The 25,249-nt window shown below is 65.3% G+C and carries 23 protein-coding genes; 16 read left to right on the forward strand and 7 right to left on the reverse strand.

All coding sequences use genetic code 11. The features are described 5' to 3' along the window. Positions 1-132 precede the first annotated feature (132 nt). Positions 133-402, reverse strand: a complete 270-nt coding sequence (locus VM054_06340; protein HUT98677.1) for a helix-turn-helix transcriptional regulator — start codon at positions 400-402, stop codon at positions 133-135. A gap of 175 nt (positions 403-577) precedes the next feature. Here VM054_06340 and VM054_06345 point away from each other — a divergent pair, with 175 nt between their 5' ends. From VM054_06345 to VM054_06360, 4 genes are read left to right on the forward strand one after another with little or no spacing between them, the layout of a single operon-like run. Beyond that, positions 578-2,110, forward strand: coding sequence for a YifB family Mg chelatase-like AAA ATPase (locus tag VM054_06345; GenBank protein HUT98678.1), 1,533 nt, complete (start codon positions 578-580; stop codon positions 2,108-2,110). A gap of 45 nt (positions 2,111-2,155) precedes the next feature. After that, entirely contained in the window at positions 2,156-3,178 is a 1,023-nt protein-coding gene (locus VM054_06350) for a discoidin domain-containing protein (GenBank protein HUT98679.1), read from the forward strand. 39 nt (positions 3,179-3,217) lie between these two features. Next, positions 3,218-3,541 (forward strand): (2Fe-2S)-binding protein, encoded by a 324-nt coding sequence (locus tag VM054_06355; GenBank protein HUT98680.1) that lies wholly within the window; start codon positions 3,218-3,220, stop codon positions 3,539-3,541. Next, positions 3,538-4,650, forward strand: a complete 1,113-nt coding sequence (locus VM054_06360) for an NAD(P)/FAD-dependent oxidoreductase (GenBank protein ID HUT98681.1) — start codon at positions 3,538-3,540, stop codon at positions 4,648-4,650. Before VM054_06355 ends, VM054_06360 begins: the two co-directional genes overlap by 4 nt. A gap of 425 nt (positions 4,651-5,075) precedes the next feature. On the opposite strand, the gene VM054_06365 is transcribed toward VM054_06360, so the two are convergent. Beyond that, the gene (locus tag VM054_06365) at positions 5,076-5,990 is read right to left on the reverse strand and encodes a DMT family transporter (protein ID HUT98682.1); all 915 of its coding nucleotides are present in this window, start codon (positions 5,988-5,990) and stop codon (positions 5,076-5,078) included. 26 nt (positions 5,991-6,016) lie between these two features. Between VM054_06365 and VM054_06370 the strand changes: the two genes are divergently transcribed. After that, positions 6,017-6,967 carry a DMT family transporter gene (locus VM054_06370; GenBank protein ID HUT98683.1) on the forward strand — a complete coding sequence of 317 codons (951 nt, stop codon included), beginning with the start codon at positions 6,017-6,019 and terminating at the stop codon, positions 6,965-6,967. On the opposite strand, the gene VM054_06375 is transcribed toward VM054_06370, so the two are convergent. The 5 genes from VM054_06375 to VM054_06395 all read right to left on the reverse strand — a co-directional run bounded on the left by VM054_06375 (position 6,948) and on the right by VM054_06395 (position 13,957). Beyond that, on the reverse strand, positions 6,948-8,093 hold the full coding sequence (locus VM054_06375; GenBank protein ID HUT98684.1) for a saccharopine dehydrogenase C-terminal domain-containing protein: 1,146 nt from the start codon (positions 8,091-8,093) through the stop codon (positions 6,948-6,950). The genes VM054_06370 and VM054_06375 overlap by 20 nt on opposite strands. Before the next feature lie 114 nt (positions 8,094-8,207). Beyond that, positions 8,208-8,657: a hypothetical protein gene (locus VM054_06380; GenBank protein HUT98685.1), complete on the reverse strand. Its 450-nt coding sequence runs from the start codon at positions 8,655-8,657 to the stop codon at positions 8,208-8,210. A gap of 39 nt (positions 8,658-8,696) precedes the next feature. Continuing rightward, complete coding sequence (locus VM054_06385) at positions 8,697-9,482, reverse strand: ABC transporter ATP-binding protein (GenBank protein HUT98686.1); 786 nt, start codon at positions 9,480-9,482, stop codon at positions 8,697-8,699. Positions 9,483-9,607: 125 nt separating this feature from the next. Then, positions 9,608-11,434, reverse strand: coding sequence for a BamA/TamA family outer membrane protein (locus VM054_06390; GenBank protein HUT98687.1), 1,827 nt, complete (start codon positions 11,432-11,434; stop codon positions 9,608-9,610). 3 nt (positions 11,435-11,437) lie between these two features. Beyond that, the gene (locus VM054_06395) at positions 11,438-13,957 is read right to left on the reverse strand and encodes a hypothetical protein (protein HUT98688.1); all 2,520 of its coding nucleotides are present in this window, start codon (positions 13,955-13,957) and stop codon (positions 11,438-11,440) included. Between the two features lie 109 nt (positions 13,958-14,066). Between VM054_06395 and VM054_06400 the strand changes: the two genes are divergently transcribed. The 11 genes from VM054_06400 (at position 14,067) to thiE (ending at position 24,942) form a co-directional block, all read left to right on the forward strand. Further along, positions 14,067-14,228 (forward strand): hypothetical protein, encoded by a 162-nt coding sequence (locus VM054_06400; GenBank protein HUT98689.1) that lies wholly within the window; start codon positions 14,067-14,069, stop codon positions 14,226-14,228. Between the two features lie 129 nt (positions 14,229-14,357). Continuing rightward, complete coding sequence (gene thrS, locus VM054_06405; GenBank protein HUT98690.1) at positions 14,358-16,313, forward strand: threonine--tRNA ligase; 1,956 nt, start codon at positions 14,358-14,360, stop codon at positions 16,311-16,313. Between the two features lie 67 nt (positions 16,314-16,380). Beyond that, positions 16,381-16,674, forward strand: coding sequence for a His/Gly/Thr/Pro-type tRNA ligase C-terminal domain-containing protein (locus VM054_06410; GenBank protein ID HUT98691.1), 294 nt, complete (start codon positions 16,381-16,383; stop codon positions 16,672-16,674). 159 nt (positions 16,675-16,833) lie between these two features. Beyond that, a complete protein-coding gene (gene infC / locus VM054_06415; GenBank protein HUT98692.1) occupies positions 16,834-17,370 on the forward strand; it encodes a translation initiation factor IF-3 in 537 nt (178 codons plus the stop codon). Between the two features lie 78 nt (positions 17,371-17,448). Beyond that, positions 17,449-17,646: a 50S ribosomal protein L35 gene (rpmI, locus tag VM054_06420; GenBank protein HUT98693.1), complete on the forward strand. Its 198-nt coding sequence runs from the start codon at positions 17,449-17,451 to the stop codon at positions 17,644-17,646. Positions 17,647-17,656: 10 nt separating this feature from the next. Next, the gene (rplT, locus tag VM054_06425) at positions 17,657-18,004 is read left to right on the forward strand and encodes a 50S ribosomal protein L20 (protein ID HUT98694.1); all 348 of its coding nucleotides are present in this window, start codon (positions 17,657-17,659) and stop codon (positions 18,002-18,004) included. A gap of 90 nt (positions 18,005-18,094) precedes the next feature. Next, complete coding sequence (gene pheS, locus VM054_06430; protein ID HUT98695.1) at positions 18,095-19,105, forward strand: phenylalanine--tRNA ligase subunit alpha; 1,011 nt, start codon at positions 18,095-18,097, stop codon at positions 19,103-19,105. A gap of 10 nt (positions 19,106-19,115) precedes the next feature. After that, positions 19,116-21,488 carry a phenylalanine--tRNA ligase subunit beta gene (gene pheT, locus VM054_06435; GenBank protein ID HUT98696.1) on the forward strand — a complete coding sequence of 791 codons (2,373 nt, stop codon included), beginning with the start codon at positions 19,116-19,118 and terminating at the stop codon, positions 21,486-21,488. Positions 21,489-21,657: 169 nt separating this feature from the next. Further along, complete coding sequence (locus VM054_06440; protein HUT98697.1) at positions 21,658-22,278, forward strand: cell division protein ZapB; 621 nt, start codon at positions 21,658-21,660, stop codon at positions 22,276-22,278. Continuing rightward, positions 22,265-24,298 (forward strand): TonB-dependent receptor plug domain-containing protein, encoded by a 2,034-nt coding sequence (locus tag VM054_06445; protein HUT98698.1) that lies wholly within the window; start codon positions 22,265-22,267, stop codon positions 24,296-24,298. The genes VM054_06440 and VM054_06445 overlap by 14 nt, the downstream gene beginning before the upstream one ends. 14 nt (positions 24,299-24,312) lie before the next feature. Continuing rightward, a complete protein-coding gene (thiE, locus tag VM054_06450; protein ID HUT98699.1) occupies positions 24,313-24,942 on the forward strand; it encodes a thiamine phosphate synthase in 630 nt (209 codons plus the stop codon). The last annotated feature ends 307 nt before the right edge of the window (positions 24,943-25,249 follow it).

Here is a 25,249-nt window from a genome sequence, read left to right on the forward strand (position 1 = left end):
ACCATTCTAGCGGCTTGTTGCGAATTAATCAAGCCTGACCGGGCTTTTTTTCATCTGGGTTGCGTTCGGTCCGCGGGGCCGTTCTGCCGAACACCAGATTCGTGTCCGCGTCGCGGTGCTGCACTTTCCGTCCTACCGGCTCAGGCCCGCCAAAGTCGAGGAGATGTGCCGGTCCGTTCTGTCTTTTTGCGCCAGCATATCCTCACAGAGCTTGACGATGTCCATCTCCAATCCCTGGGCCAGCCGTAAGATGTTCACCAGGGTGATGTTGCGCTCGCCGCGCTCGATGCTGCCGATGTAGGTCCGGTGCAGGCCGGCCCTTTTCGCCAACTGCTCCTGGGAGAGGCCGAGCCTCTGACGGTGACGGCGGACGGTCACGCCCAAAGCCAGTTTGTGGTTCACATGGCCTCCTCGGTTTAGTTATCCGTATGTCTGCGGTCAACGTCATGACATAATTAACGTTACCGAGGGCCGCTGACATAAACTGTCATCCGTGTCAGAGTTTTTACGTTGCCTTGCCCCGAGCCCAGGGCTCTGGTAAAATTGCTCCAATTCGTTATTTGCGGGGTTTAATCCGATGCTGGCCAAAGTCTTCTCGGCGGCGGTGCGAGGTGTCGAGGGCTACCTGGTGGAGGTGGAGGCCGACGTATCGCCGGGCCTTTCCACCTTCTTCACCGTTGGGCTGCCCGACGTGGCGGTGAAAGAATCCAAGGACCGCGTCCGGGCGGCGGTGCGCAATTCCGGCTACGACTTCGCCCCGGGCTCCTACACCGTCAACCTCGCCCCCGCCGACACGAAGAAGGAAGGCCCGTCCTTCGATCTGCCCATCGCCCTGGCCGTTTTGATCGCCACCCGGCAGATGGTGGCCGTCCGTCGCGACCGGATTGCCGTGGTCGGCGAGCTTTCCCTGGACGGCACACTGCGCGGGGTGCACGGCATCCTCCCCATCGCGGTGGCGCTGCGGGATGAGGGGTTCAAGGCGCTCATCGTGCCGAAGGATAACGCCAAGGAGGCCGCCCTGGTGGACGGTCTCGACATTTTCTCCCTGGAAACCCTGGCCCAGGCGGCGGAGCTCCTCGAGGGCCGTTTGACCCCCGAGCCCTTCAAGGTGGACCTGCAGGAGGAGTTCACCCAGGCCGCCCACTACGCCCTGGACCTGCAGGACGTGAAGGGGCAGGAGCACGCCAAGCGCGCCCTGGAGGTCGCCGCGGCCGGCGGGCACAACCTGTTGATGATGGGCCCCCCCGGCGCCGGGAAGACCATGCTCGCCCGCAGGCTGCCCACCATCCTGCCGAAAATGTCCCTGGACGAGGCCCTTGAGACGACCAAGGTCCATTCCGTGGCGGGGATGCTGCCGCCGAACCAGGCCCTGGTCGCCACGCGCCCCTTCCGCTCGCCCCACCACACCATCTCGTCGGCGGGGCTCATCGGCGGGGGGAGCTACCCCCGGCCGGGCGAGGTGTCCCTGGCCCACCACGGGGTCCTCTTCCTCGACGAGCTGCCCGAGTTCGAGCGCCACGTCCTCGAGGTGCTGCGCCAGCCCCTGGAGGACCGCCGGGTGACCATCGCCCGGGCCCAGATCAGCCTCACCTTCCCCGCCAGCTTCACCCTGGTCGCCTCGATGAACCCCTGTCCCTGCGGCTACTACGGCGACCCGAACCACAGTTGCACCTGTTCCCCGGCTTCCATTCGGCGCTACCGCTCGAAAATCTCCGGCCCCCTCCTGGACCGTATTGACATCCACCTCGAGGTCCCGGCGGTGCCCTACCGGGAGCTTTCCGCCGAGCGCAGCGGTGAACCGAGCGCCCAGGTTTGCGAGCGGGTCAACGCCGCCCGGGAGCGCCAGCAGAAACGCTACGCCGGCACCGGCATCCACTCCAACGCCGGGCTCACCAGCAAGATGATACGCACCTTCTGCCAGCCCGAGCCGGAGGCGCAGCAGCTCCTGCATCAGGCGGTGGACCGGCTGGGGTTCTCCGCGCGGGCCTACGACCGGGTGCTCAAGCTGGCCCGGACCATCGCCGACCTGGAGGGCGCGGACGCGATAACGGCGGCCCACGTCTCCGAGGGCATCGCCTACCGGAGCCTGGACCGCAAGTTCAAGGTCTAGATTTCCGCCGGTCGCAGGTGAAGGGGGGATATTTTGGGAAAATCGGTGGCTCTCATCTGCTGCCTGCTCGGCGCGGCGGCTATGGCCGGGACCGGGCCGACCGACGCGGGTTGGGTCGAGGCAGAAGGGTTGGTGAGTCTGACGCTGCCGGGTCCCGACGGCCTGGAGTATCTGGTGGAGCCGCTAGAATCGCGGCCGGTGTGGGGAGAGTCTGACGACACGGAGCCGCTGCATCGGGTGGTCACCCTGCGCCTTTCCGTCGGCGATGGAACGGAGACGGTGGTCGAGGTGGACCTTTCGCGGGGCTGTGTGCTGACGCTGGACCGCGTCGCACCCGACGGCTGCCTCTACCTGCTCCTGGGCGGCAACTCCCGCTACGACCTCCTGAGCTGGCGGCCCGGAAACGACGCCGAGCTCCTGCTGGAGGGCGGCGATTTCATCGCCCGCACCGCCGACGAGCGGCTCATCCTCACCCGCGACCTGCCATGCGACGCCGAAGCCTATGGATTCGGCTGGGGTTTCGCCATGCCGATGCGCAGCGACTGCTCACCGCCCGGTGGAATCAGCCAGAGTCTCTACCAGCAGTACCTGCTCTTGGATATCGAGCTGGAGAAGATTCTCGAACCCCTGTGGCTCGTCAGCGCCAGCAGCTACCTGGCCGACGACCCCGCCGACTGCTCACCCGCTCGCGCCATTGACGGCGACATCGGCACCGCCTGGGTCGAGGGTGTGGAGGGCGACGGCGTCGGGGAGTCGCTCACACTCGAACTGGGGATTCCAACGGAGGTGTGGAGCGTGGCCCTCCTGCCGGGGTACTGCGCCTCGCCGGAGCTCTGGCGCGCCAACGGCCGGCCGCGGGAGGTGCGGCTGGTGCTCTCCGACGGCACTTGCCTTGAGTGGGAGCTGGAGGATGACCCCTACCCCAAGGTTATCTATTTGGGTCTTCCTTTTGCCGAGACGCACATGGTGAGTTGGCTGCGGCTGACTATTTTGAGCGTTTATCCCGGAGAGAGGTGGGCTGACACCGCCGTCAGCGAGCTGACGATCAACTTCATGGAAGGCTATTAGAGATACGGTGATACTTTTTAATCCCCAAGGACGATGCCGATGAGAATCACCAACCACCCCATTCTGCAGTTCAAGCTGGGCCGGCGGGTGCGGTTCACCCTGGACGGCGAGGAAATTTGGGGCTACGAGGGCGAGCCCATCTCCGCCGCGCTCCACGACTCCGGCGTCCGCATCCTGCGCTACTCGATAAAGGAAAAGCGACCCCGGGGCTTCTTCTGCGCCATCGGCAACTGCTCGAGCTGCCTGATGGTGGTGGACGGCGTGCCCAACACCCGCGTCTGCGTCACCCCCCTGCGAGAGGGCATGGCCGTCCGGCGCCAGCACGACAAGGGACACCTCCTGGTGGAAGGGGGTGCCCGGTGAGCGCCTTTTCCATGGAGCCCGTCCATCGTCCGCAACCGGTGGACCTGCTGATCGTCGGCGGCGGCCCCGCAGGGCTCTGCGCGGCGGTCGAGGCGGCCCCGTTCGACCTGAAAATCCTCGTCGTGGACGACGGGCCCGCACCAGGCGGCCAGCTCGTCAAGCAGACACACAAATTCTTCGGCAGCAAGCTCCAGCTCGCCGGGACCCGCGGCCTGCGCATCGGCGAGATGCTCTACCAGGAGCTCGCCGAGTACCCCAACGTCGTGCTCTGGAACGACTCGCGCGTCCTGGGCATCTACCCCGACGGCGTGGTGACCGTGGACCGGGCGGGGACGTACCACAAGTTCGAGCCCGGAAAAACCGTCATCGCCACCGGAGCGGCGGAGAAGTTCCTCGCCTTCCCAGGCAACGACCTGCCCGGGGTTTACGGCGCCGGCGCCGTGCAGACCCTGATGAACGTCCACGGCGTCCTCCCCGCGGAGCGCCTGCTCATGGTCGGGGCGGGCAACATCGGCCTGATAGTCAGCTACCAGCTCATCCAGGCGGGGTGCGAGGTGGCGGCGGTGGTCGAGGGGCTGCCCACCTACGGCGGCTACCAGGTCCACGCCAGCAAGCTTCGTCGCGCCGGGGTGCCGATTCTGGTCAACCACACGATAAAGCGGGCGATGGGGGAGGACCGGGTCACCGGCGCGGAGATAGTCAAACACAAGGATTGGGTGCCGATTCCCGGCACGGAGCGGGAAATCGCCTGCGACGCAATCTGCCTGGCCGTGGGGCTCTCGCCCCAGAACACGCTGGCGCGCATGGCCGGGGCCGAGCACGCCTACGTGGGCGAGCTGGGGGGCTGGGTGCCGAAGAGGAAGAAAACCGGCGAGACGACCGTCCAGGGGCTCTACGTGGCGGGGGACTGCGCGGGGGTCGAGGAGGCCACCAGCGCCATGATCGAGGGTCGCATCGCCGGCATGGACGCGGCGCGCGGGCTGGGAAAAATGCCGCTGACTGAGTACACGGCACGGATGGTGGACCTGGAGCGCCAACTCGTCGAACTGCGCTCCGGTCCCATTTCGAAGCACATCCGCGCCGGGCTGGAGGATGTTTTATTCCTGTAAAATGCCATTCGTTGGGCGTAGGGCGGGGGCTCTGTACCCCGCCTGTTCTCGCAACCGACCTTCACCCCGTAAATTACGATGACGTATCGGCCGACCTTTAGGTCGAACCGTTCCGTAAATGTAGGGCGGGGATTTTAATCCCCGCCGCGGCGGCCCGCAGAGGGGCCGCCCTACACCGTTCCACCGCGGGTGACCGTGGACGGTCGCCCCTACGAGTCGGATACGCGGATTGCAGACGTAGGGGCGGGTGTCCACACCCGCCCGTAATATTTAAATTTAGGGCGGCATACGGAGCCGCCGCCCCGCCACATCAATCATGCACGGCCATCGGGACGGTTATATACCCGCACGCTTACCCTCACCCCGGACCGTCACCAGCAGGTCTCACCTGAGGGGACAGGTGGAAGGTTGGGGGGTTTCGCGCATCAGGCGGCGGGTTGCCTGATTACGCCCCGCTTCCGGCCGCCCAGTTGGGCGATGGTAACGCCGGTGAGGGTTATCACCCCGCCGATGACGAACCAGAGTGTAATCTGCTCCCCGACGAAAAGGGCGGCGAGAATCGTGGTGGCCACGGGCTGACCGTTGGCCATGACCGCCACCTGGCTCGCTTCCAGGCGCCCCAGGGCGTAATTCCAGCAGAAGTAGCCCACCACGACGGTCATGACGACGAGGTACGCCAGGCCGAGCCAGGCCAGCCAGCTCACCGAGGAGAGGTCGGCGGTGAGCGTCGCCGTGAGGCCGACGGGGGTGAAGAGGACCATCCCGGCGCAGACGGCCAGGGTCAGCGCCGCCAGCGTCCCGCGTCTCTCGACGAGGGGTTTCGAGAACGTCGTGTACAGCGCCCAGCTCGCCACGGCTCCCAGGACCAACAGGTCGCCGAAGAGGTGTTCGGTCTGATAATTCAAGCCTTTCTGCGTCAGGAACAGGCTCACCCCGGCGAGGGAGAGGACCACGCCGAGCCAGCGCATCCGGCCGGGCCTCTCCAGGCCGCGCAGGCCGGCGAAGATGAGCACGAAAACGGGAGTCAGGGGATACAGGAGGCTTATCTGGGCCGGGGTGGAGAGCCGCAGACCGTAGAGGAAAAGGAGCGGATCGGCCATCACCACCAGGACACCGAGGCCGATCAGCCGGGGCAGCTCCTCCTTTTTGACGCGCAGGTCCACGCCCTTCAGCCCGCAGATGACGAGGAGAATGATCGCCGCGCCGCCGAAACGCAGAAAACAGAGGCTGAGCGGCTCCAACTCCGCCACGGCGTACTTGCCCAAAATGTACGTTCCGGCGGAGATGAGCGTCTGGGCGATGAGAGCCAGGTAGGCGAGGGCTTTTCCCGGTTTAGCCATTTGGAAAAATTCACCCGTGGTTGGGGATGACCTTTTCTGGTAGCATGGCGGCCATGTCGAAGGACCGCGGTCCGGCGCTTCTGGTGATGTTCGGTGTGGTGCTGGTCTGGAGCGGGGCCTTCGCCGCGCTGAAGTTCGGCCTCTCGACCCTCTCGCCCGGCGCGGCGGTCCTGCTGCGCTTTCTCCCGGTGTGGCTCGTCTGCGGCGTGTACCTCGTCCACCGTCGGCGGGAGTTCGCGAAACTTTTAAAGGGACACCCGTGGAAAATAGCGGGTGCCGGCCTCCTGGGAGTCGCCGGTTATCACCTCTTCCTGACCTTCGGGCTCGCCGGGGTCACCTCGGCGGCGTCGTCCTTGATCGTCGCCTGCGGTTCCCTCTTCACCTATCTTTTCAGCGTGCTGGCCCGGACGGAGCGTCCGCGTCTCGTCCGGTTCGCCGGCATCGCCGTGGCCCTGGGCGGCCTCTTCGTCGTTCTGCGGTACGGGTCGGGGGCGGGATTTAAACTGGAGTACCTGTGGTACGCCCTCGTCGTCTTCGGCGCGCCGCTCGCTTGGTCCGGCTACACCGTGGTCTCCAAGAAAATTATGAACGCGGGCTGCGACATCCGGCTCCTGACCGCGGCCACTTTTTTCCTGGGCGGCCTGCCGGCGTTCTTTTTCATTGACCGGACCTTCTTCGAGGCCTTCGCCTCACCCGGGACGCTCCTTTTAATCGGCGGCTACCTCGGGCTGGTCGCCTCCCTGGCGGGGTATTTCGCGTGGAACTGGGCGCTCTCGCGTTCCGACCCGAGCCAGGTCGCGGCGTTCATCGTCCTCATCCCCGTCCTGGCCCACCTGTGGGGGTACGTCTTCCTCGGCGAACTGTTGACGTGGCTGGCGGCGGTGGGGGGCGTCCTGGTGCTGGCCGGGGTTTTAATCGTAAACGTGGCAGGCAGGAATAAACTGTCGGAGCCCGGCCTTACGGGGCGCTCTCCGTGAATGGGATGGAAATGCCCCGGCGGTCGAGCTCTTCGAGGAGCTCGGCGGCGGGGACGGCCCGCTCCGGGGGCAGGGCGCCGCGCTCCGTAATCCGGCCGTCGGCCAGCATCCGCGCCGTGACCGACACCGGAAAACCGGTGCAGCGCATCATCGCCGTGAGCCCCGTATCCTCGTCGGCGTAGTCCAAGAGGCGGCAGGAGATTGTCAGCGGTTTACCATCCCTCTCGCCGGTGAACTCGCCGTGGAGGACCACCAGGTCCCGCCCCTCACCCGCCAGGTTTTCGAAGAGTTTTTCCAGGAGACGGCGCGGCCTAACCCTCCTCCCGTCCACCTCCACCTCGTCCTCACCGTCCAGGCCCAGCTCGAAGAGCGCGCGCACCAGCCGGGCGTGCCCCGGGTAGCGCAGCGTCTTGTACTCCAGGGAGCGGACCTTTCCGGTGAAGGTTTGTGGCAGGGTGCTGGAGCCGCCCGAGGTGTGGAAGGCTTCCAACTCGCCCAGCTCGGGGTCGTGGACCGTCTCGACCTCGGTCAGGGGCGCCACGGTGACGACCTTCCCCTCACGCAGGACCCGGCAGGGCTCCCGGTACTCGTTTACCAGCCCCTCGGCGGAGAAGACCAGCTCGTAGTTCCACTCGCCGCGCTTGGTTTGCGGCAGGCCGCCCACGCGGAGGCGGACGGTATCCAGGCGGTCGGTGAGTTCCGCGGCGCGCCGCGCGAGGACGTTGACCAGACCCGGCGCGAGACCCATGTCGGGGATGATCGTCACTCCTCGCTTTTTCGCCTCGCCGTCCAGCTCTAGTTGCCGGGCGACGACGTCCGAGTTGCCTCCCATGTCCACGAAGTGGGTGCACGCGGAGATGGCCGCCAGCGACAGGCCGAGGTTCAGCCGGTAGCTCGAGGCCGAGACCAGCGCGTCGCAGCCGTCAATCCAGCGCGCGACGGCCCTCTCGTCGGTCGCGTCCAGGCGACTGGTCCGCACCCGGTCATTGTCGAGCCGTCCGGCAAGGGCGTCGAGGCGCTTCTCGTCGGCGTCGGCCAGGCGCAGCTCCTCGAGCTCGGAGCTCCGCAGAAGGTCGTGGGCCACGGCCCGACCCATGAGGCCGGCTCCTAAAAGGGCGATTCGCATGGGCTCTCCCAGGCGGCACAGCCGCTTCTGCTATGAGTTGCGTCGGAGCCGCTATTCTACCATCGGTGGCGAATTACAAAAAGGGGCCCGCGGGCCCCTCGTCGCGCATGTAAACTAGTAGTCGAACCCGCCCGCGTCGCCGTATGGCTTGTCGCCAGCCGAGCCGTTCATCTCGGCGATGGCGCGCCGTATTTCTCCCGAATCCAGCCGCATCATCTCCAGCGTCGCCTCGTAGGAATTGGGGTCCGACTCCCCTCCACCGAAATCGTCGGAACCGCCCGTCTCGACCACCACCCCGCTCACGTCCACGTACCCGACCTCGCAGAGCCGGTCGGCGGCCTGGTCGTAGATGTAGTAAATCCCCATGTTCGGCTCGTAGGCCCAGACCGCGTCCGCGTTCGGGTCGTAGATGAAGAAGACCCGGTGGGCATCGTCCCAGGAGATGTAGAGCCCCAGCGCGGCGTCCCAATACCAGTTGGTCGTGTCAACCCCGGCCAGGGCGCCCGAGAACCCCAGGGCTAGAATCAGTGCGCCGCAAAGCGCCACGAAGAAGGCCCGGCTCATCGTCCACCTCTGCGTCTGTCGGCGGTTTTCGGTGTTCGTTCACAGTAGTATCTGCGGTTTCCCATCCACGGGGTGCCGGACGACGGTCAGCTCCGCGCCGTACACCTCGCGCAGGAGTTTTGGCCGGACCACCTCTTCCGGCCTCCCCTCGGCGATGATCCCCCCGCCGGAGAGAATCGCCATCCGGTCGGCGTACCGGGCAGCCAGGTTCAGGTCGTGGGTCACCATGAGGATCCCCCGGCCCTCGGCGGTGAGCTCCTTCAAGAGTTTTAAGAGATAGGCCAGCGACGATGGGTCCAGGTGGTTAGTCGGCTCGTCGAGGAGCATGAGCCGGGCGCCCTGGGCCAGGGCCTGGGCCAGAAAGACCCTCTGACGCTCCCCGCCCGAGAGCTCGCCGGCCGACCGCTCGGCCAACCGCCCGATGTCGCAGCGGCGCAGCGCGTCGTCGGCGGCGGACTCATCACCGGGAGAGTAAGTCCCGAAGCCCGTGAGGTTACCGTACCGCCCCAGAAGGACCACCTGACGGACCGTGTACCCCGGCGCATTCGGGAGTTCCTGGGGCAGCCAGGCCACGGTCCTCGCCCTCTCGACCGCGCTCAGGGAATTCAAGCGGCGGCCGGCCAGGGTCACTTCCCCGGCCTGCGCCGGTAAATAACCGGTGGCGACCGCCAGAAGGGTGGACTTGCCGGAGCCGTTGGGGCCGACCAGCGCCGCGAATTCGCCCGCGCCCACCGAGAGGTTCACCCCGCAAAGAACGGGTTGCGAGGCCGAGTACCCGGCAATGACCCCGCTGAGGCGAAGAAGGTTTTTGTCATCGTTGGTCATCGTCGTCCGGAGTGTTTCGGAAATTCATTTGAACCGAGGCGTGATTCGTTGCGTTCAACCGCAGGGGGCTGGTGTCCACACCCACCCGCGCACCGGGCTGCCGCGGGTACGCGACGCCGCATACTTTAGAAAATGTGCCCGATGGCCAGGTGGAGCTCCCAGTTGTCGGAGGTGTCCTTATAATCCTGCGGCGCGAGAGGCGAGATGATGCTGTTATTCCCCGGAGCCACGACGAAGCCCACGTCCAGCCGGACGGGGCCGATGGGGGTGACGTAGCGCACCCCGGCGCCGACCCCCACGGCGAGGTCGGCCGGGTCCATATCGGAAATTTTCCACCACACCATTCCCGTGTCCGCGAAGAAGCCGAGGGAGAAAGCGCTGTCCGGGATGTCCACCCGCAGCTCCGCGTTGCCCACCAGTGAGGCGACGCCGCCCAGGCTCACGCCCCGGGCGTTGCGGGGGCCCAGGCTGCGTTCGGGGAACCCACGGACGGAGTAGGCGCCACCGGCGTAGAACCGCTCGTAAACGGGCAGCGTCCGCGTGTCGTGGTGGAGGGCGGCCAGGCCGATGTAGCCGCGCAGGGCGAGGCTGACATGGTCGCCGAGGGGGATGTGGCCGGACAGGTCCGCGGTGAGCTTGTAGAAGTCGTTGTCGCCGCCCAGGGGGCCGCCGGCGTACTCGCCGTAGGGGAGGAGGTACACGCCGGAGCGGGGGTTGAAGGGGTTGTCGCGGGTGTCTATCCCGACGCGGGCGAAGAGGGCGCTGGTGTTCGAGTAGCCCTCCTCCTGGGGCAGGTCCGGGATGTCGTACTCCCAGAGGTTGACCCGTTCGAAGCGCAGCCCCAGGGCGCCGGTGAGCCAGTCGTAGAAACGCTGCTCCAGGGACAGGTCGCCGCCGAAGGAGTCCGCGCTGAAGCCGGTCCTCTGCTCGCGCCCGAAGTACACCCGCATCCTCCCCGAAAGCCCCCGCACCGACATGAGCCACGGCTCGCGGTAGACGGCCTGGTACAGCTCCTCCTCGAATTTACTGGTCTTGAAGGCGTAAACGAAGTCGGCCCCCACCTCCAGGTGCTGGAGGTTGCCCCAGAGGTTGTCGTCGCCCCAGGACACCTTGAAGCGCAGCCCGGACCCCGTGCTCTCCGAGTAGGTGTACCCGAGCTCGAAACCGACCCAGTTAGTCTTGTCGGGCTCCAATTCGAAGAGGATGCGGACCTCTGGTGACCGTTCGCTCTCGCCGACGATGGCGTAGCCGACGTTGGTAAAAATGCCGGTCGAATAGATGTTACGCTGGCTGGCGAAGACTTCCGAGGCCTTGAAGTATTCCCCCTCGCGGATGACTATCTCGCGCCGGATGACCCGCTCGATGATCGGCTCGTAGCCCTCGATGTCCACCCCGACCACCCTCACACGGGGCCCTTCGTCCACGGTCACCGTCAACCGGGCCCGGCGCTCCCCCCGCTCCTGCTCGACCTCGATGTTCGCGTAGAGGTAGCCGTGCTCGGCGAAGAGGCGTATCAGGTTCAGGCGGACGGCGTCGGAGTAGGTCAGGGTCCACACGTCGCCCGGCTCGAACCCAATCGCGGCCGAGATTTCCGCCTCGTCCACCAGCCCGGCGTGGAGGACGTCCACCGACTCAACCAACGTGGGCGGCCCCTCGTCTATGTCAACGTAGACCACGGTTCCGCCGCGCAGGCCGTACCGGCGGACGATTTGGGTTTCGATGTGGATTCCGGTGAAACCGTTTTCGCGGTACAGGTCCAGCAGGCTCTGCCGTCCGCGTTCCACCCGGCGCTCCGAGACGTACTGCTCCTCGCGCACGCCGAAAACCATTCCGAGGGTCTCCTGGGAGAGGTAGGCGTTCCCCCGGAAGGCGACCCGTACTATCTCGTCGTCCTCCGCCGCCCGGACGAGGGCGCTCGCGGCCAATAAGATAAGTGCTGCGCGTCGGAGCATTTTCTAAAACCCGATGCGGGCGTCGAAGTCCCAACGAAAGGCCCAGGGCGGACCGCCCGGCTCGGCCTCGTCTGTATAGGGCGCGCTCACCCAGAGCGGGAAGTTGAACTCCACGTAGATTGCGTCGCCCACGCGGAAACGGAGCATCGGACCGAAGGACGACCGCCAGAGCGTCTGTTCATCGAAGAGTGTCCGCAGTCCGTCGGCCACGGCCCCGCGGTCGAAGAAAACGCCGAATTCTATCCCGAGGATGACCGGCGTGTAGAGCTCGGCGCCCACGACGGCCATGTCGTCCGTGAAGAGGTCCAGGTCGTTGTAGCCCCGAATTTCGCCCGTATGGGGCAGCCGGATGAGGTCGTACTCGAAGGAGACGTCGTCCTCGGTGAGCTCGAACCGGCGCTGGTCCGGCGCGCGACCCTCGATGTGCCCGAACGCGCCCCGGAAGGCCGTCCACAGACAGGGGGCCATGCGCAGGTCCTCCTGCGCCCGGAGATAAAAGCGGCCGTAATCGAAGGGAGGATGTTCGGGGTTCAGGCGGGGCAGGGGGTCCAGGGCGTACTCGACGCCGAGGTGAAGCTGCGGCCCGCCCAGGGCGCCGCGGTCGTTCAGATTGAAAGAGGCGTAGACGGAGAGCTGTCGCCCGTCCTCGCCCTTTAAACGCAAGGCCCGGTCGCCGTGGTCCCAGCTACGCAGGCGGCAGTAATTCACCCCCAGGATGAACTCGAGCTCGGGAACGTGGGACAGGCGCGGCCGAATCGGTATGGTGAACTGCAGCGAGCCGCCCTGCTCGTCCTTGCGGGAGTAACCCGCCGTTCCGAGGCGCAATCCCGGGTACCAGTCGTCCAGGCGCGTGGTGAACTGGGCCAAGAGGTTCCAGTCACCATGCTCGAGGTTGCAGGTGGCGGAGAGGAGCAGGTCGTCGTCCCCCCAGATTTCCATGGGCAGGAGGTGGACCCCCTCGCGACCCCAGAGCGCGGCCCCCAGCCGCCAGGTGTCGTCGTAATCGGGCCAGGGGAAGGGCACGAGGAAGAGGGTCCAGGCCTCGGGATCCAGGGCGTCGGGCAGGATGCGAAATTCGAAGGCCGGCTCCTCGATCTCCCGCGGGGTGAGGGTGGTTTCAAATGAGCCGGTCGGCGCTTCGAGGCCGAGCTTCCCCGCCAGCTCCACGGCCGGGGCGTGACCGGCGACTTCGGCGAGGGATTCCAGAAGGAGGTCCTGTGTCGCCCGCCCCGTTTCGGCTTTTTCGAGGTAAGCCGCGACCGCCTCGCGCAGGACTCCGGTGTCCCAGCGTCGGGACCAGCGGATGAGTGCCTGCGCGGTCTTCTGCCGGACGGCGGCGTCGTAGGTCTCCGGCTGGTCGAAGGCGTCCGCCGCGGCTGATGGAGAACGGTCGCGCCCCGATTGCTTCAAATCCTCGATAAACGTGCGCGACAGCCACTCCTGCTCGACGCCGAGCACCGCCGCGGGCAACAGGTCCCGCCCCTCGCCGAAGACGCTCGTCAACGCCTCGCGGGCCGCCCAGTGGGCCAGGCCGTCCACCAGGAAGGGGTCGTCGTAGCCGTCCACCTCCCGACCGGTCCGGAACCACCGTCCGGCCATCTGCCGGGCGTAGGCCAGCTCGGGGAGGCGCACGAGTGGGTAGCTCGGTACGTCGCCAAGAAGGACCAGGCCGTCGTAGAACTCGTCGCCGGATAGGGGTACGTCGGCCGCGACGACGACGAGTCCCCCCTCGGGGGGACCGAACCAGTCGGAAAAACGGTCGAAAACCTCACGGGCGAAGTGGAGGTGCGCCTCCCCGCTCTCGTCCTCAGCCGTATCCGCCAGCTCCACGGCCAGGCCGCCCCAGACCTCCTCGATGACCGCGCCCCCTTTGACGAGAACGATGTCCGCCCCTCGGCAGCCCTTCCTCTCTATCGAATAAACGCCGTCCTCGTCAATGACGGCCGGACCGAGCAGAACCCACCCCGGACCGACGGCAAGGCTGACCGCGTAGTCCGCCGCCCGGGCGGGGAAGACGCCCCAGGGCAGCTCCCGCGCGTCCAGGTATTTACCGTCCCCGTCCACGGGCCAGGGCTGGGGGTGCCAGCCGGAGAGGACGACGAGATTATCCGCCGCGCCCCAGAGGTGGCGGAAGGTGGGGACGTGCGTGGTAAAGTCGAGGGAGACTTCCAGCGGGCCATCCGGCACGGGGCCGACGGTCAGCCGGACGCCCTCGACGCGGAAATCGTCCGCTTCCTCTCCATTGATGGAGAGCCGCGTGACATCCATCCACCCGTCGAAGGAATAGGCGCCGCGGTTATTGTCGGAAAAAAGGCCCATTTCCTCCACCGGGCCGGTGAAGGACGGGTCGCGGTCGCGGTCGGCGGGAAGGTAGAGCAAAAGTTCGTCCCCGACCGCCTCTTCGAGGGCCATCGTCAGCGTGCCGTTTATCGAATCGCCCTCGATCGCGGCGTCAATCACGACCGTCGGCCCCGCGGCGGCGCCGGAAGCGAAAAAAAGCGCGATGGGGACGGCGAGCCGCACTGAAAACTCCCAAAACCTTGACAGATGCGCCAAAATCGCCTATATTCTACCACACTTGCTTGCGGAAGGCGTCCGCAGGAGGTTCGAGGTGGCCTGGGGATTCCTGGGAGTGGCGGTTCTTGGCCTGGCCCTGCTGGTCGGCGGTTTCTGGCGCGCTCAAGTTACCGAGCGTCGCTGGGTGCGCGTCGTCGGCCCGCCCGTTGCCGTGTTGGGCCTGATCGTCTTCTTCCTGGGTGTCCTCGTAACCACCGTGCCGGGCTTCTTCGGCTAGGTGGGCCGGCTGGGAGGTTAGTTTGGTTGGGGCCTGAGGGTATCTCGACTGTGAAACAAGCTTCCGATTGAACCGGCCCGCCGCGAAACTTCCTCTCGTCGCGGTTTTTTTAAGGCTTAAGGAGTTGACGTGCCTTCTGACAAAAACGCAGTCCGCCTCCGTTTTCCCGACGGCTCGGTCAAGGGCTACCCCGAGGGCGTCCGTCCACTGGACATCGCCCTGGAGATTAGCCCGGGCCTTGCCCGCGCGGCGGTGGGCTCTCTCATTGGTGATTTACTCTGGGACCTGAACCGTCCGCTCCCCGCCGGGGAGCACGACTTCCGGCTGGTGACCTTTGACGACCCCGAGGGCCGGGAATTTTACCGGCACACGGCGGCGCACGTCCTGGCCACGGCGGTGCAGGCGCTCTACCCGGAGGCCCGCTTCGGCATCGGCCCCGCCATCGAAAACGGCTTCTACTACGATTTTCTGGTGGAAAAGCCTTTCACCGATGACGACCTGGCCGCCATCGAGGACAAGATGCGGGAGATCATCAAGGCCGACCTGCCCCTCGTGCGTCGGGTCGTCTCCCGGGAAGAGGCGCGGGCCGAGATGGAGCGCCGGGGCGAGTTGCTGAAAGTCGAGCTCATAGACGAACTGCCCCCCGAGGCAGAGGTGACCTTCTATTCAGACGGTGACTTCGTGGACCTGTGCAAGGGGCCGCACCTGCCCTCCACGGGGCGGCTCGGCGTGGTCAAGCTCCTGTCGGTGGCCGGCGCGTACTGGCGCGGCGACGAGCGGAGACCCATGCTCTCGCGCATCTACGGCGCGGCCTTTCCGAAAAAGAAGCAGCTCGACGAGTTCCTGGAGGGCATCGAGGAAGCCAAGCGGCGCGACCACCGCAAGCTGGGCGCCGAGATGGAACTATTCTCCATCGCCGAAAACTACGGCCCGGGGTTGATCCTCTACCACCCCGCCGGGGCGACGCTGCACTACGAGATAGAAAAGCTGGCGCACGAGATGCACCGCGAGCGCGGCTACGATCTGGTCCACACGCCCCACGTCTTCCGTACCGAACTTTGGAAAATGTCGGGTCACTACGACCACTACAAGGACAACATGTTCTTCGCCCGACTGGGAAGCGGCGAGGCGGAATACGCCGTCAAGCCGATGAACTGCCCGGGGCACGTGCTCATCTACTCCCACGGCCTGCACTCCTACCGGGAGCTGCCCGTCCGCTATTACGAGTTCGGTCACGTGTACCGCAACGAGATGTCGGGCGTGCTGCACGGCCTGATGCGCGTGCGGGGCTTCACCATTGACGACGCCCACATCTTCTGCACGCCGGAGCAGCTCGAGGACGAAATCGTCGGGGTCATCCGTTTCGCCCAGGACTTCATGGGCGTCTTCGGCCTGCCGATGAGCTACGCCCTGGCGACGAGGCCGCCGGACGCCATGGGGTCCGCGGAAATTTGGGACCAGGCCACGGTCGCCCTGGAGCACGCCCTGGCACGGCTCGGGGTGCCCTACGTCGTGGATTCGGGCGGCGGCGCCTTCTACGGCCCGAAGATAGACATCAACGTCACCGACGCCCTGGGCCGCAAGTGGCAGACGACGACCTGCCAGGTGGACTTCAACTTCCCCGAGCGGTTCGATCTGGACTACGTGGGGGAGGACGGCGCCCGGCACCGGGTGGTCATGGTGCACCGGGCGGTCCTGGGGAGCTTCGAGCGGTTCATCGGCGTGCTCATCGAGCACTTCGCGGGGAATTTCCCGCTCTGGCTCGCCCCGGAACAAGTTCGAGTATTGCCGATTACCTCGGACGTAAACGACTACGCCCACGAGGTGTTGGACAAATTCACCAGAGCGGGGTTTAGGGCGAAGATAGATGACAGCAACCAAAAGCTGAGCATTAAGATAGCTAAAGCAACTGAAGCCAGGGTAAACTACATGGCTATCTGTGGTCGTGTGGAAAAACAGGAAAAAGGCGTTTCATTGCGGAGACACGACGGAAAAAACACGCGCTCTAGCGTGGAGGTCGCCATCGAGTTCCTCCAGCGTGAAATTGACGCCTACCGAAGCGGAGGATGGGCTGTTACTGCGTAATCCTCGAAATTTCGGCCGAAGGCCGGCTTGCCCTCCCTAGAAGGGAGGGATGGGAGGGTTGAAGCGCGTGCTGCCGGTGGCGGAGGAGTTTCTCGAATACGCGGAAAAAGTGGCGAACGAGTTCAGGGAAAAGGGGTTGCGCGTCCGCGTGGACGCGAAGGATTCGAAGCTCGGGGCGAAGATCGCCGTGGCGGAGACGGCCAAGGTCAAGTACATCGTCGTCGTCGGGAAGGCCGAGGCGGAGGCCGGGGACATAAACCTGCGGCCGCACGGCAAAAAGGCGTTCAACATGAGCCTTTCCGAGGCGGTAGACGAGCTGGTGAAGGAAAACGACGGGCGTCTGCTGGCCGGTCGGTGGTGACCGACCGGCGTCCGGAGCGGACGCACGGCCGCACTGTGCATTTTTACCCGAGGGGATCGGGCTCGACCCCGGTCGGGCGGCCGGTTTATTTCATTTGACTTGCCGCGTGTATTCATGCTATAAAAGCGCGGCTCCGCTTGAGGTTGCCGGAGGTGTTCCATAGCTAAAGACCAATCTCGCGTCAATGAGCGGATACGCGTCCGCGAAGTGCGGGTGGTGGATGAGGAGGGCACACAGGTCGGCGTAATGCGCACCCTGGACGCCCTCGACCTGGCCCGGAGCAAGGGGCTGGACTTGGTGGAGGTGGCCCCCAACGGCCGACCGCCTGTCTGCCGGATAATGAACTATGGGAAGTACCTCTACCAGCAGTCGAAGCGGGAACACGCGGCACGGAAGAAACAGCGGAACTTTTCGGTCAAAGAGATAAAGCTGAGGCCCAAGACCGGCGAGCACGACTTCACCTTCAAGCTCCGCCACATCGAGGAATTCCTGGCGAAGCTCAACAAGGTGAAGGTCACCATCCTCTTCCGCGGTCGTGAGCGGACGCACCCCGAGATAGGGGAGAGGATTCTCGCCCGGATAGCGGAATATTTCGGCGAGCGGGTGGTGGTCGAGCAACCGGCCCGGTTCGAGGGTCGCAATATGACGATGGTCCTGCTCCCCGGAGAAATGTTCAAAGAAGCGGCCAAGACCTAACCGACGAGGTTTCAACTCCGAGAGTCGTACCCGTTCAGCCACTCATCATGCCAAGTCCTAATCTGCGAGGTTTCAACGTTGCCGAAGATGAAAACGATAAAGGGCGCGGCCAAGCGTTTCAAGCCCACGGCCACGGGCAAGCTCAAACGCCACAAGGCGCTCTTCAACCACATCCTGACCAAGAAATCCGCCAACCGCAAACGGCGTCTGAGCCAGAGCACCCTGGTGACCACCCGGGGGGACGTCAAGCGGATCAAACGGATGCTCGGTATATAGAGGTGCCGGTATGCCCCGAGTGAAAAACAACGTCGCCTCCCGCCGCCGTCGGAAGAAGGTCCTGGCGCAGGCCAAGGGCTATCAGCACGGCCGGAGCCGGCTGATTACCACCGCACAGGACGCCGTCCGGAGGGCGCTGCAGTACGCCTACCGTGACCGCCGGAAGAAGAAGGGGCATTTCCGCCGCCTGTGGATAGCCCGCATCAACGCCGGCGTCCGGGAGCACGGCATGAGTTACTCGCGATTTATCAACGGTCTGGCCAAGGCGGACGTCCACCTCGACCGGAAAATCTTGGCAGACCTGGCCGCCACCGATCCGAAGGCGCTGGAGCATCTGGTCAAGGTAGCCAAGGGTTAAGATATCGTCGGTGGACGCCCGGCTGTGGCCTGAAAAGCACGGCCCGGGCCCGCGGTTGCCGTGGGCCCGTTTTTTCAACCGGACGTGTATGTGCTGAAGAATCTGGAATACATCGAGGTGGACGCGAAGCGGCGGATTGCGGCCGCTTCGGACCCCAAGAGCATCGAGGACCTGCGCGTCGAGTTCCTCGGCCGCAAGGGTAAGCTCACCGAGCTCCTGCGCCGCCTGGGCAATCTCAGCCCCGAGGAGAGGCCCCGGGCCGGGGCCCGGGCCAACGAGGTGAAGACCGCCATCCAGCAGGCCCTGACCGCCCGCACCGCCGAGCTCGCCGCCGGGGAGAAACGGGAGCCCCTTCTCGACTACACCCTCCCCGGGCGGAAGGTGGAGGTTTACCGGCGACACCCCGTGAACCAGGTCATCGAGGAACTTGTCTTCATCTTCTGCGACCTGGGGTTCAGCGTGGCCGAGGGACCGCTCATCGAGACGGAGCATTACAACTTCGACGCCTTGAACACCCCGCCGGACCACCCGGCGCGCGACGAGAAGGACACCCTCTTCCTGCGCGACTTCCCGCTGCTGCTACGGACCGAGACCAGCCCGGTCCAGGTGCGAACGCTGGAGAGAACGAGGCCGCCCGTGCGCATCATCGCTCCGGGGCGCTGCTACCGCAACGACACCGCCGACGCCCGCCACCACCCCGTCTTCCACCAGATAGAGGGTCTGTGGGTGGACGAGGGCGTTTCCTTCGCGCACCTGAAGGGAATCCTGCTGGAGTTCGCAAAAAGCCTGTTCGGCCCCGGGGCGCAGGTGCGCTTCCGGCCTCACTTCTTCCCCTTCACCGAGCCCTCGGCGGAGATAGAGGCCACCTGCCCCGCGTGCGCCGGCAACGGCTGCAAGACCTGCTCCGGCACGGGCTGGATCGAGCTGGGCGGGGCGGGGATGGTGGACCCCGCGGTGATCGCGCCCCTGGGGATAGACCCGGAAATTTACACCGGCTTCGCCTTCGGCATCGGCCCCGAGAGAATAGCCATGGTGCGCTACGGCGTCAGCGACATCCGGCTGTTCTACGAGAACGACCTGCGCTTCCTGCGGCAGTTTTAAAGGTTTTCCCGTGAAGCTGAACACCGAGTGGCTCACCGACTACGTCGAGCTGGACGCGCCGCCCGAGAAAATCGCCCGGGCGCTGACCGAGTCCTGCGCCGTGGCCGAGGCGGTCTACGACCCCTACGCCCACCTGGGTAAAGTGGTCGTCGCCCGCCTGGTCTCCGCCGAACCGCTGGCCGGGTCGGACAAGCTCTACCGCTGCGACGTTGATTACGGGGAGGGGACGGCGACCGTAATTGCCGGTGCGCCGAACACGAAAGCCTGCGTCGGCAAACTGACGGCCTACGTCCCGCCGGATACCGTCCTCCCCTTCGGGACCGTGACCGAGCGGGAGCTCTTCGGCGTGACGAGCGCCGGGATGCTGGCCAGCGGCCTCGAACTGGGTCTTTCCGCCGACCACACCGGCCTTCTCGTTTTGGAAAAAGGTAAGGTCGGTCAGCCTTTAGTGGACCTCTTCGACGTCCCGGCGACCGCGATTATTGACCTGGAAACGACGCCGAACCGGCCGGACACCCTGAGCCACCTGGGCCTGGCGCGGCAGCTCGCGGCCGTTATAGGCGGCAGATTTCTCTTCCCCGAACCGGAAATAAAACCCGCGGTCGTAGACGACGGTTCGCTGGTCCGCATCGAATGCCCCGAGCTGTGCCGCCGGTACGTGGGACTCGTCGTTCGCGGGGTGAAGGTCGGCCCCAGCCCCGACTGGCTGACCCGCCGGCTCATCTCCATCGGCCACCGGCCCATCTCCAACATCGTGGATGTGACGAACTACGTCCTGCACGGTCTGGGCCAGCCGTTGCACACCTTCGATTTGACGAAGCTCGCCGGGGGGCGGATCATCGTCCGCCGCGCAAGCCATGGGGAGGTTATCGTCTCCCTGGACGGCGACGAATGTCGCCTCACGCCGGAGATGATGGTCATCGCCGACGCCGAGCGCCCGGTGGCCGTGGCCGGTGTGATGGGCGGCCTGGAATCGGGCGTCGTCGCGGAGACGACGGACATTTTAATCGAGAGCGCGTGGTTCGAGCCGTCGAGCGTCCGCGCCACGAGCCGGGAGCTGGGGCTGGAATCGTCATCGTCCCACCTCTTCGGGCGGGGGGCCGACCCGAATCTGGCGCCCGTCGCCGCCCGCTTCGCCGCCGAATTGATAGCTGAAATCGCCGGGGGGACGGTGGACGGATTGCTCCACGACTGCCACCCCGTTCCGTACAAACCGCCGGAGGTCCTGCTGCGCTGGGGCCGCGTGGGCAAACTCCTCGGCTTCGACGTCACACCGGAGGAGGGGAGGCGGATTCTCACCGCCCTGGGCTGCGCCCCGGTCACCGAGGATGAGTCCGGCGCGACCTGGACCATCCCGAGCCACCGGCCCGACCTCTCCCGGGAGGTGGACCTGATAGAGGAACTGGCCCAGGTGGCGGGCTACGACAACGTGCCGGTGGAGCTTCCGCGCCTGACCGCGGCCCACCTGAACCGGCCCGACCCGCTGATGCCGATGCACACGGCCCTGGCCGCCGCCGGCTGCCAGGAGGTCCTTACCACCGACTTCGTATCACTGGAAGAGGCGGAGGGGCTCGGATTTTCCGAGAAGGACCTCGTGGCCGTGAAGAACCCCCTGGACAAGGGGCACCCCTACCTGCGCCCCTCGGGCTTCATCGGCCTGTTGAACGCGGCCCGGCACAACGCCTCCCGCGGCGCCGAGGATTTGCGCTTCTACGAAATAGCCACCGCCTTCACCGTTTCCGGGAAAGCCCCCGTCGAAGTGAAGCGTCTCTGCGTTCTTCTGGTCGGTGAGCGGCCCGCCGACGGCTGGCTCACCCGGGCGCGAAACCTCGACTTCTACGACCTGAAGGGCGTGTGCACGGCTCTCCTGGATGCCGTGAAAATCGGCCCCACGGAGCTCGTCCCGCGAGAGGCGACGGAGGGGACTCCCCTCGAACTGGCGGTCGGTCTGGATGGGACGACCGTGGGCCGACTCCTGCGTTTCGGTGAAAAACTGCTCGCCGCCTATGACCTGGAGGAACGGGCCGCCTGGGGCCTGGAACTGGACCTCGAACCGCTGCTGCGCCGCGCGGGGGACGTGAAAATCGAGCCGCTACCCCTCTACCCACCCGGAACCCGGGATCTGGCGCTCGTCTTTGACGAGGGCGTCCGGCACGCCGATATAGTGGAGGTCATTCGCTCCGCGGGCGGCGGGCTTTTGGAGGACGTCCGCCTCTTCGACGTCTACGTGGGCAGGCAGGTGGGCGCCGGTAAACGCTCCCTGGCCTACTCCCTCATCTACCGCGCCCCGGACCGCACGCTGACCGACGAGGAGATTGACGCGGCGCACGAGAGAATCGTAAAAACACTCCGGGAGCGCTTCAGCGCGGAGCTACGGTCTTAGCGGCAACCGTTGGCGGGGTCGTTATGGCCGCCGAAGCCCGTAAACGACCCCTCGATTCAGCACGGAGAATTAAAAAAAGCGACAGTCCCGGTTCCCGCCCTTGCGCGGCGCCCCGGCTTTCGTTTAAGATGGGGAAAATATCCACGCTCCGACTCCAGTGGAGGTGTTCGTGGAAGAGCTCCTGACGAAACTCGAAAACAAGGTCAAACAGGCACTGGAGCGGATAGAAGAGCTCGAGTCGCAGAATACTCGGCTCAAGGAGGATAACGACTCCCTGGTCGAGACCAACCTGCGCCTGCAGGAGGAGTTGGGGGAAAAGGAGGAGGAAGTCGGCGTAATAGCCGAGCTCCGCACCCGCCTGGAGGCCGCCGAGGCAAAGCAGGAGCTCGCCCGCCGGCGTATCGAGGCCATCATCGCCGAACTGGACGAAATTCTGGCACAGAGCGCTGAGGCCCACGGGGAGCCGGTCGAAGTCGAAGCGAATCCTTCCGACGAAATGGAGAGACCCGTCCCGCCGGGCATCGCGTTCCCCGTGGAGGTCGAAGAGCCGCTGTATGCCGGTGAAGAGGAACTTGGCGAGATGTCCGAGGACACCTTCCCGCTCCTGGATTTCGAGGAAGGTGGAAAAACACCCCCGGACGAATCCGGACCCCTCCCGGAGGAAAACGACGATTTCCCAGACATCGAGGAGGAGTCGGATTCCAAGCCGCTCGGCATGGACAGCCCGACAACCGAGGAAGACAACCCGGAGAAGGACGACGACAAGGACCCCTTCGGTGGCTCCTTTTGACAGACCCTCCTTCCGGTTAGCCCTGGTCTGGCTTCTCGTGCTGACCGCCTCGGCAGTCTCCCAGGACACCGGGTCCATTCCCGAATCACCCACCCGTGAGCCCACCGCCGAGGAGATGGAACGAGAACGTCTCCTCGAAACCGCTTCCCGAGAGGCCTACCTGGATTCGGATTCCGATTCGCTCCTCGTCGCCACCGGCGCCGAGCGGCGAGCCGAGTCCACCCCCTTCGCCGTCACCGTCGTCACCGGCGCCCGCCTGCGAGAACTGGCCTATACCACCCTGGCCGACGCCGTCGTGGGACTGGCCGGTATGTACCCAGACTGGCGCTACCGCATGGGCCAGTACGCCGGGGTGGGCATACGCTGCTCGCCGACCCAACGGGTTCAGATTCTCATGGACGGGATGCCGCTCGACCACGGCCTGACCTGGTTCGAGGCCCTGTCCACCGTACCGCTCGACGTTGTCCGGCGGGTGGAAATTCTTCGGGGACCCGGGGGTGGGTTGTACTCCGCCGGTCTGGGCGGGGTGATCAACATCGTAACACGCAATCCCCAGAGGCTGACCCTGGCCCTGGCCGAGGTCGCCGGCGGCAGCGGTTCCTTCAGCAACCAGCGGTACTGGGGCAGCTTCTCCAATACCGCCTGGATCGTGCAGTACAAGGTCGGGGGCTACAAGTGGAGCCACATCGGCGGGATGGACGAACTCGAGCGCGACGGGGGCTCGCTGGACGTCGAGGTACGCTTCGATTTGGACCGCCCCGAGCCTGGTGAATACGTGAACGGCGCACAGATCGGCCTCTACGCGAACACATTCTACTCCCGAGCCGGGGACCGCTGGTCGCTGAATGTACCCATGTGGCGGGACGACTTCAACCTCTACCACTACGGAGCTTACGCCCGGGCGCCCCTCGGCGCTTGGGGCGACTGGCGCCTGGACCTCCGCTACGCGGAGACGGAGCGATCCCGATACCCCCTGGGCTGGGACTACCGTTTCCAGCGCCAGGACCTGCGCGAATTGGAAGCGTCGTACTACACGGAGAAGACGGTGGACGCCGTCACCCGGCTGGACGCGCTGCCCTGGGAGGGCGGCCGCCTCGGGCTGGTCCTGGACGGTTTCTGGGAAGAGGCGGAGGGGCTCGACCGCGTGGGCCTCTACGACGCCGGGGCCGCGGTGGACCTGGAGCAGGGACTCTTCGGCGGGACGACGCAGCTCGCGGGAGGTGCGCGACTGGACTACTACGCCCTCTACGGTTGGACGCCCACCTTCCGTTGCGGCATCCTCCAGGGCCTGCCCCACAACCGGGGGACCGATTCGCTCTTCTTGAACTTCGCCGACGGCTTCCGGACGCCCACGGAGGACGAGCTGGACCGGGCCGGCGAGCTGGAACCCGAACGGGGCTGGGAGTTAGAAAGCGGGGTAAGGCTTAACCGCCTGGCCCCACTCACATGCGAGCTGACAGCTTTCTACCGCGAGATTACCGATGCCATCCTGCCCGGCGACACGGTTTGTAACCAGCCGGGAATCACCGCGGCCTACGGAGGCGAAGTCGAGCTGGCCCTGGGCCCCTTCTCCGAGCCGTACATACACGGGACACGGACGAGGAGCGAGCCTTTGGCCTTCGTCTGGGACTTTCCCATAAACCTGCGCGCAGACGGCTCCCTCGTCTGGGAAAAGGGGCCGGAACAGGTAACGGAGCCATACTTCATGGTTCGGGGTACCCTGGGATACGTGGACGATTTTTTTCAGAACGACCTCGTCGTCACGGGCGAGGCCGTGCTCACCTATTTCAACCGACGACCCGATCTGGGCTACCCCGGGGAACCCTCCGTAGAACCGGAAACCGATGATACCCTTGAACAGCTCACCCTGGACCTCTTCCTCCGTGCGCGTGTGATTGATTTCGACGTTTCCTTCCGCCTGAACAACCTTATCGGGGCGGCGAAGAGCTACTCCACGGCCGGTCGGCTGACCGAGCCCATCGGCTTTTCCCTCACCCTGAGCTGGGTCTTATACGACTGACCCCGGGGGCATAATTGGCCAAACTTTACCTGATAAGCGACGCCGAGCTCGATCCGGAAGGGATGCTCGCCCTTTACGACGCCGCGATGCTCGAAGGGACGGGCGCGTTCCAGCTCCGGGTCAAGGACCAGGACGACGCGGCTTTCTTACGTCTGGCGGAGGAGTTCGTCGAGCGGTGCCGGAAGGCCGGCGTGCCATTCATCGTCAATGACCGACCCGACGTCGCCCTGCTGGTCGGCGCCGCCGGGGTGCACCTGGGCCAACGCGACCTGCCCGTGGGGCGGGTTCGAAGGCTGGTCGGTCACGGGATGCTCGTCGGCAGGACGGTACGCAACCCGACACAAGCCGGCTCCGCGGTGCAGGCCGGGGCGAGCTACGTCGCCCTGGGACCCTGTTTCGCCACACCGATAAAACCGGACCAGAGGCCGGTTGGCATCAGAATACTCCGTCAGACGGTGCAGACGACCGATGCGCCGGTCTGCGCCATCGGGGGGATAACGCCGGTCAACCTCAGAGAGGTTCTGGACGCGGGGCCGGCTTACGTGGCAATAGTGTCGGCGATTTCACGCTCGGACACCCCGTTACAGGTGAAGAATTTCCTCCTGGAAACGATGAAGCGGGACGAGAAACGTCAACAGAGATAAAACGATCGCCTCAGACGGCCGTAGAGCGACGATCTGGTTTTCAATAGGGGTTGGACACCCCGAAAACACCTGAAAAGTAGTCCCGAAAAGCCGGACCTTTTATTTAAGGAATCACATTTCCTAACCGGACCACGCCAATCGGAAGAAGGCTTTAACAAACGGCATCACAAGGTTTATGACCCTGCCACAAAAGAACAGGAGGAATGTGGCAAAGAGGAAGGACACGCCTGTCGAGTTTATATCAACCTCTTGAATGACCCGCCCTTTTCGGCGGCCCGTGGAAGGGCCGCCATACACCTTTTACATT

This window comes from bacterium (assembly GCA_035528375.1).
In the GTDB taxonomy this organism is placed as follows: domain Bacteria; phylum RBG-13-66-14; class RBG-13-66-14; order RBG-13-66-14; family RBG-13-66-14; genus RBG-13-66-14.

Excerpts from the sequence above, each read along its gene's own strand:
- VM054_06345 (HUT98678.1), top strand. The coding sequence starts at position 578 with ATGCTGGCCAAAGTCTTCTCGGCGGCGGTGCGAGGTGTCGAGGGCTAC.
- VM054_06355 (HUT98680.1), top strand. The coding sequence starts at position 3,218 with ATGAGAATCACCAACCACCCCATTCTGCAGTTCAAGCTGGGCCGGCGG.
- VM054_06365 (HUT98682.1), bottom strand. The coding sequence starts at position 5,990 with ATGGCTAAACCGGGAAAAGCCCTCGCCTACCTGGCTCTCATCGCCCAG.
- VM054_06370 (HUT98683.1), top strand. The coding sequence starts at position 6,017 with ATGACCTTTTCTGGTAGCATGGCGGCCATGTCGAAGGACCGCGGTCCG.
- VM054_06375 (HUT98684.1), bottom strand. The coding sequence starts at position 8,093 with ATGCGAATCGCCCTTTTAGGAGCCGGCCTCATGGGTCGGGCCGTGGCC.
- VM054_06380 (HUT98685.1), bottom strand. The coding sequence starts at position 8,657 with ATGAGCCGGGCCTTCTTCGTGGCGCTTTGCGGCGCACTGATTCTAGCC.
- VM054_06385 (HUT98686.1), bottom strand. The coding sequence starts at position 9,482 with ATGACCAACGATGACAAAAACCTTCTTCGCCTCAGCGGGGTCATTGCC.
- VM054_06390 (HUT98687.1), bottom strand. The coding sequence starts at position 11,434 with ATGCTCCGACGCGCAGCACTTATCTTATTGGCCGCGAGCGCCCTCGTC.
- rplT (HUT98694.1), top strand. The coding sequence starts at position 17,657 with ATGCCCCGAGTGAAAAACAACGTCGCCTCCCGCCGCCGTCGGAAGAAG.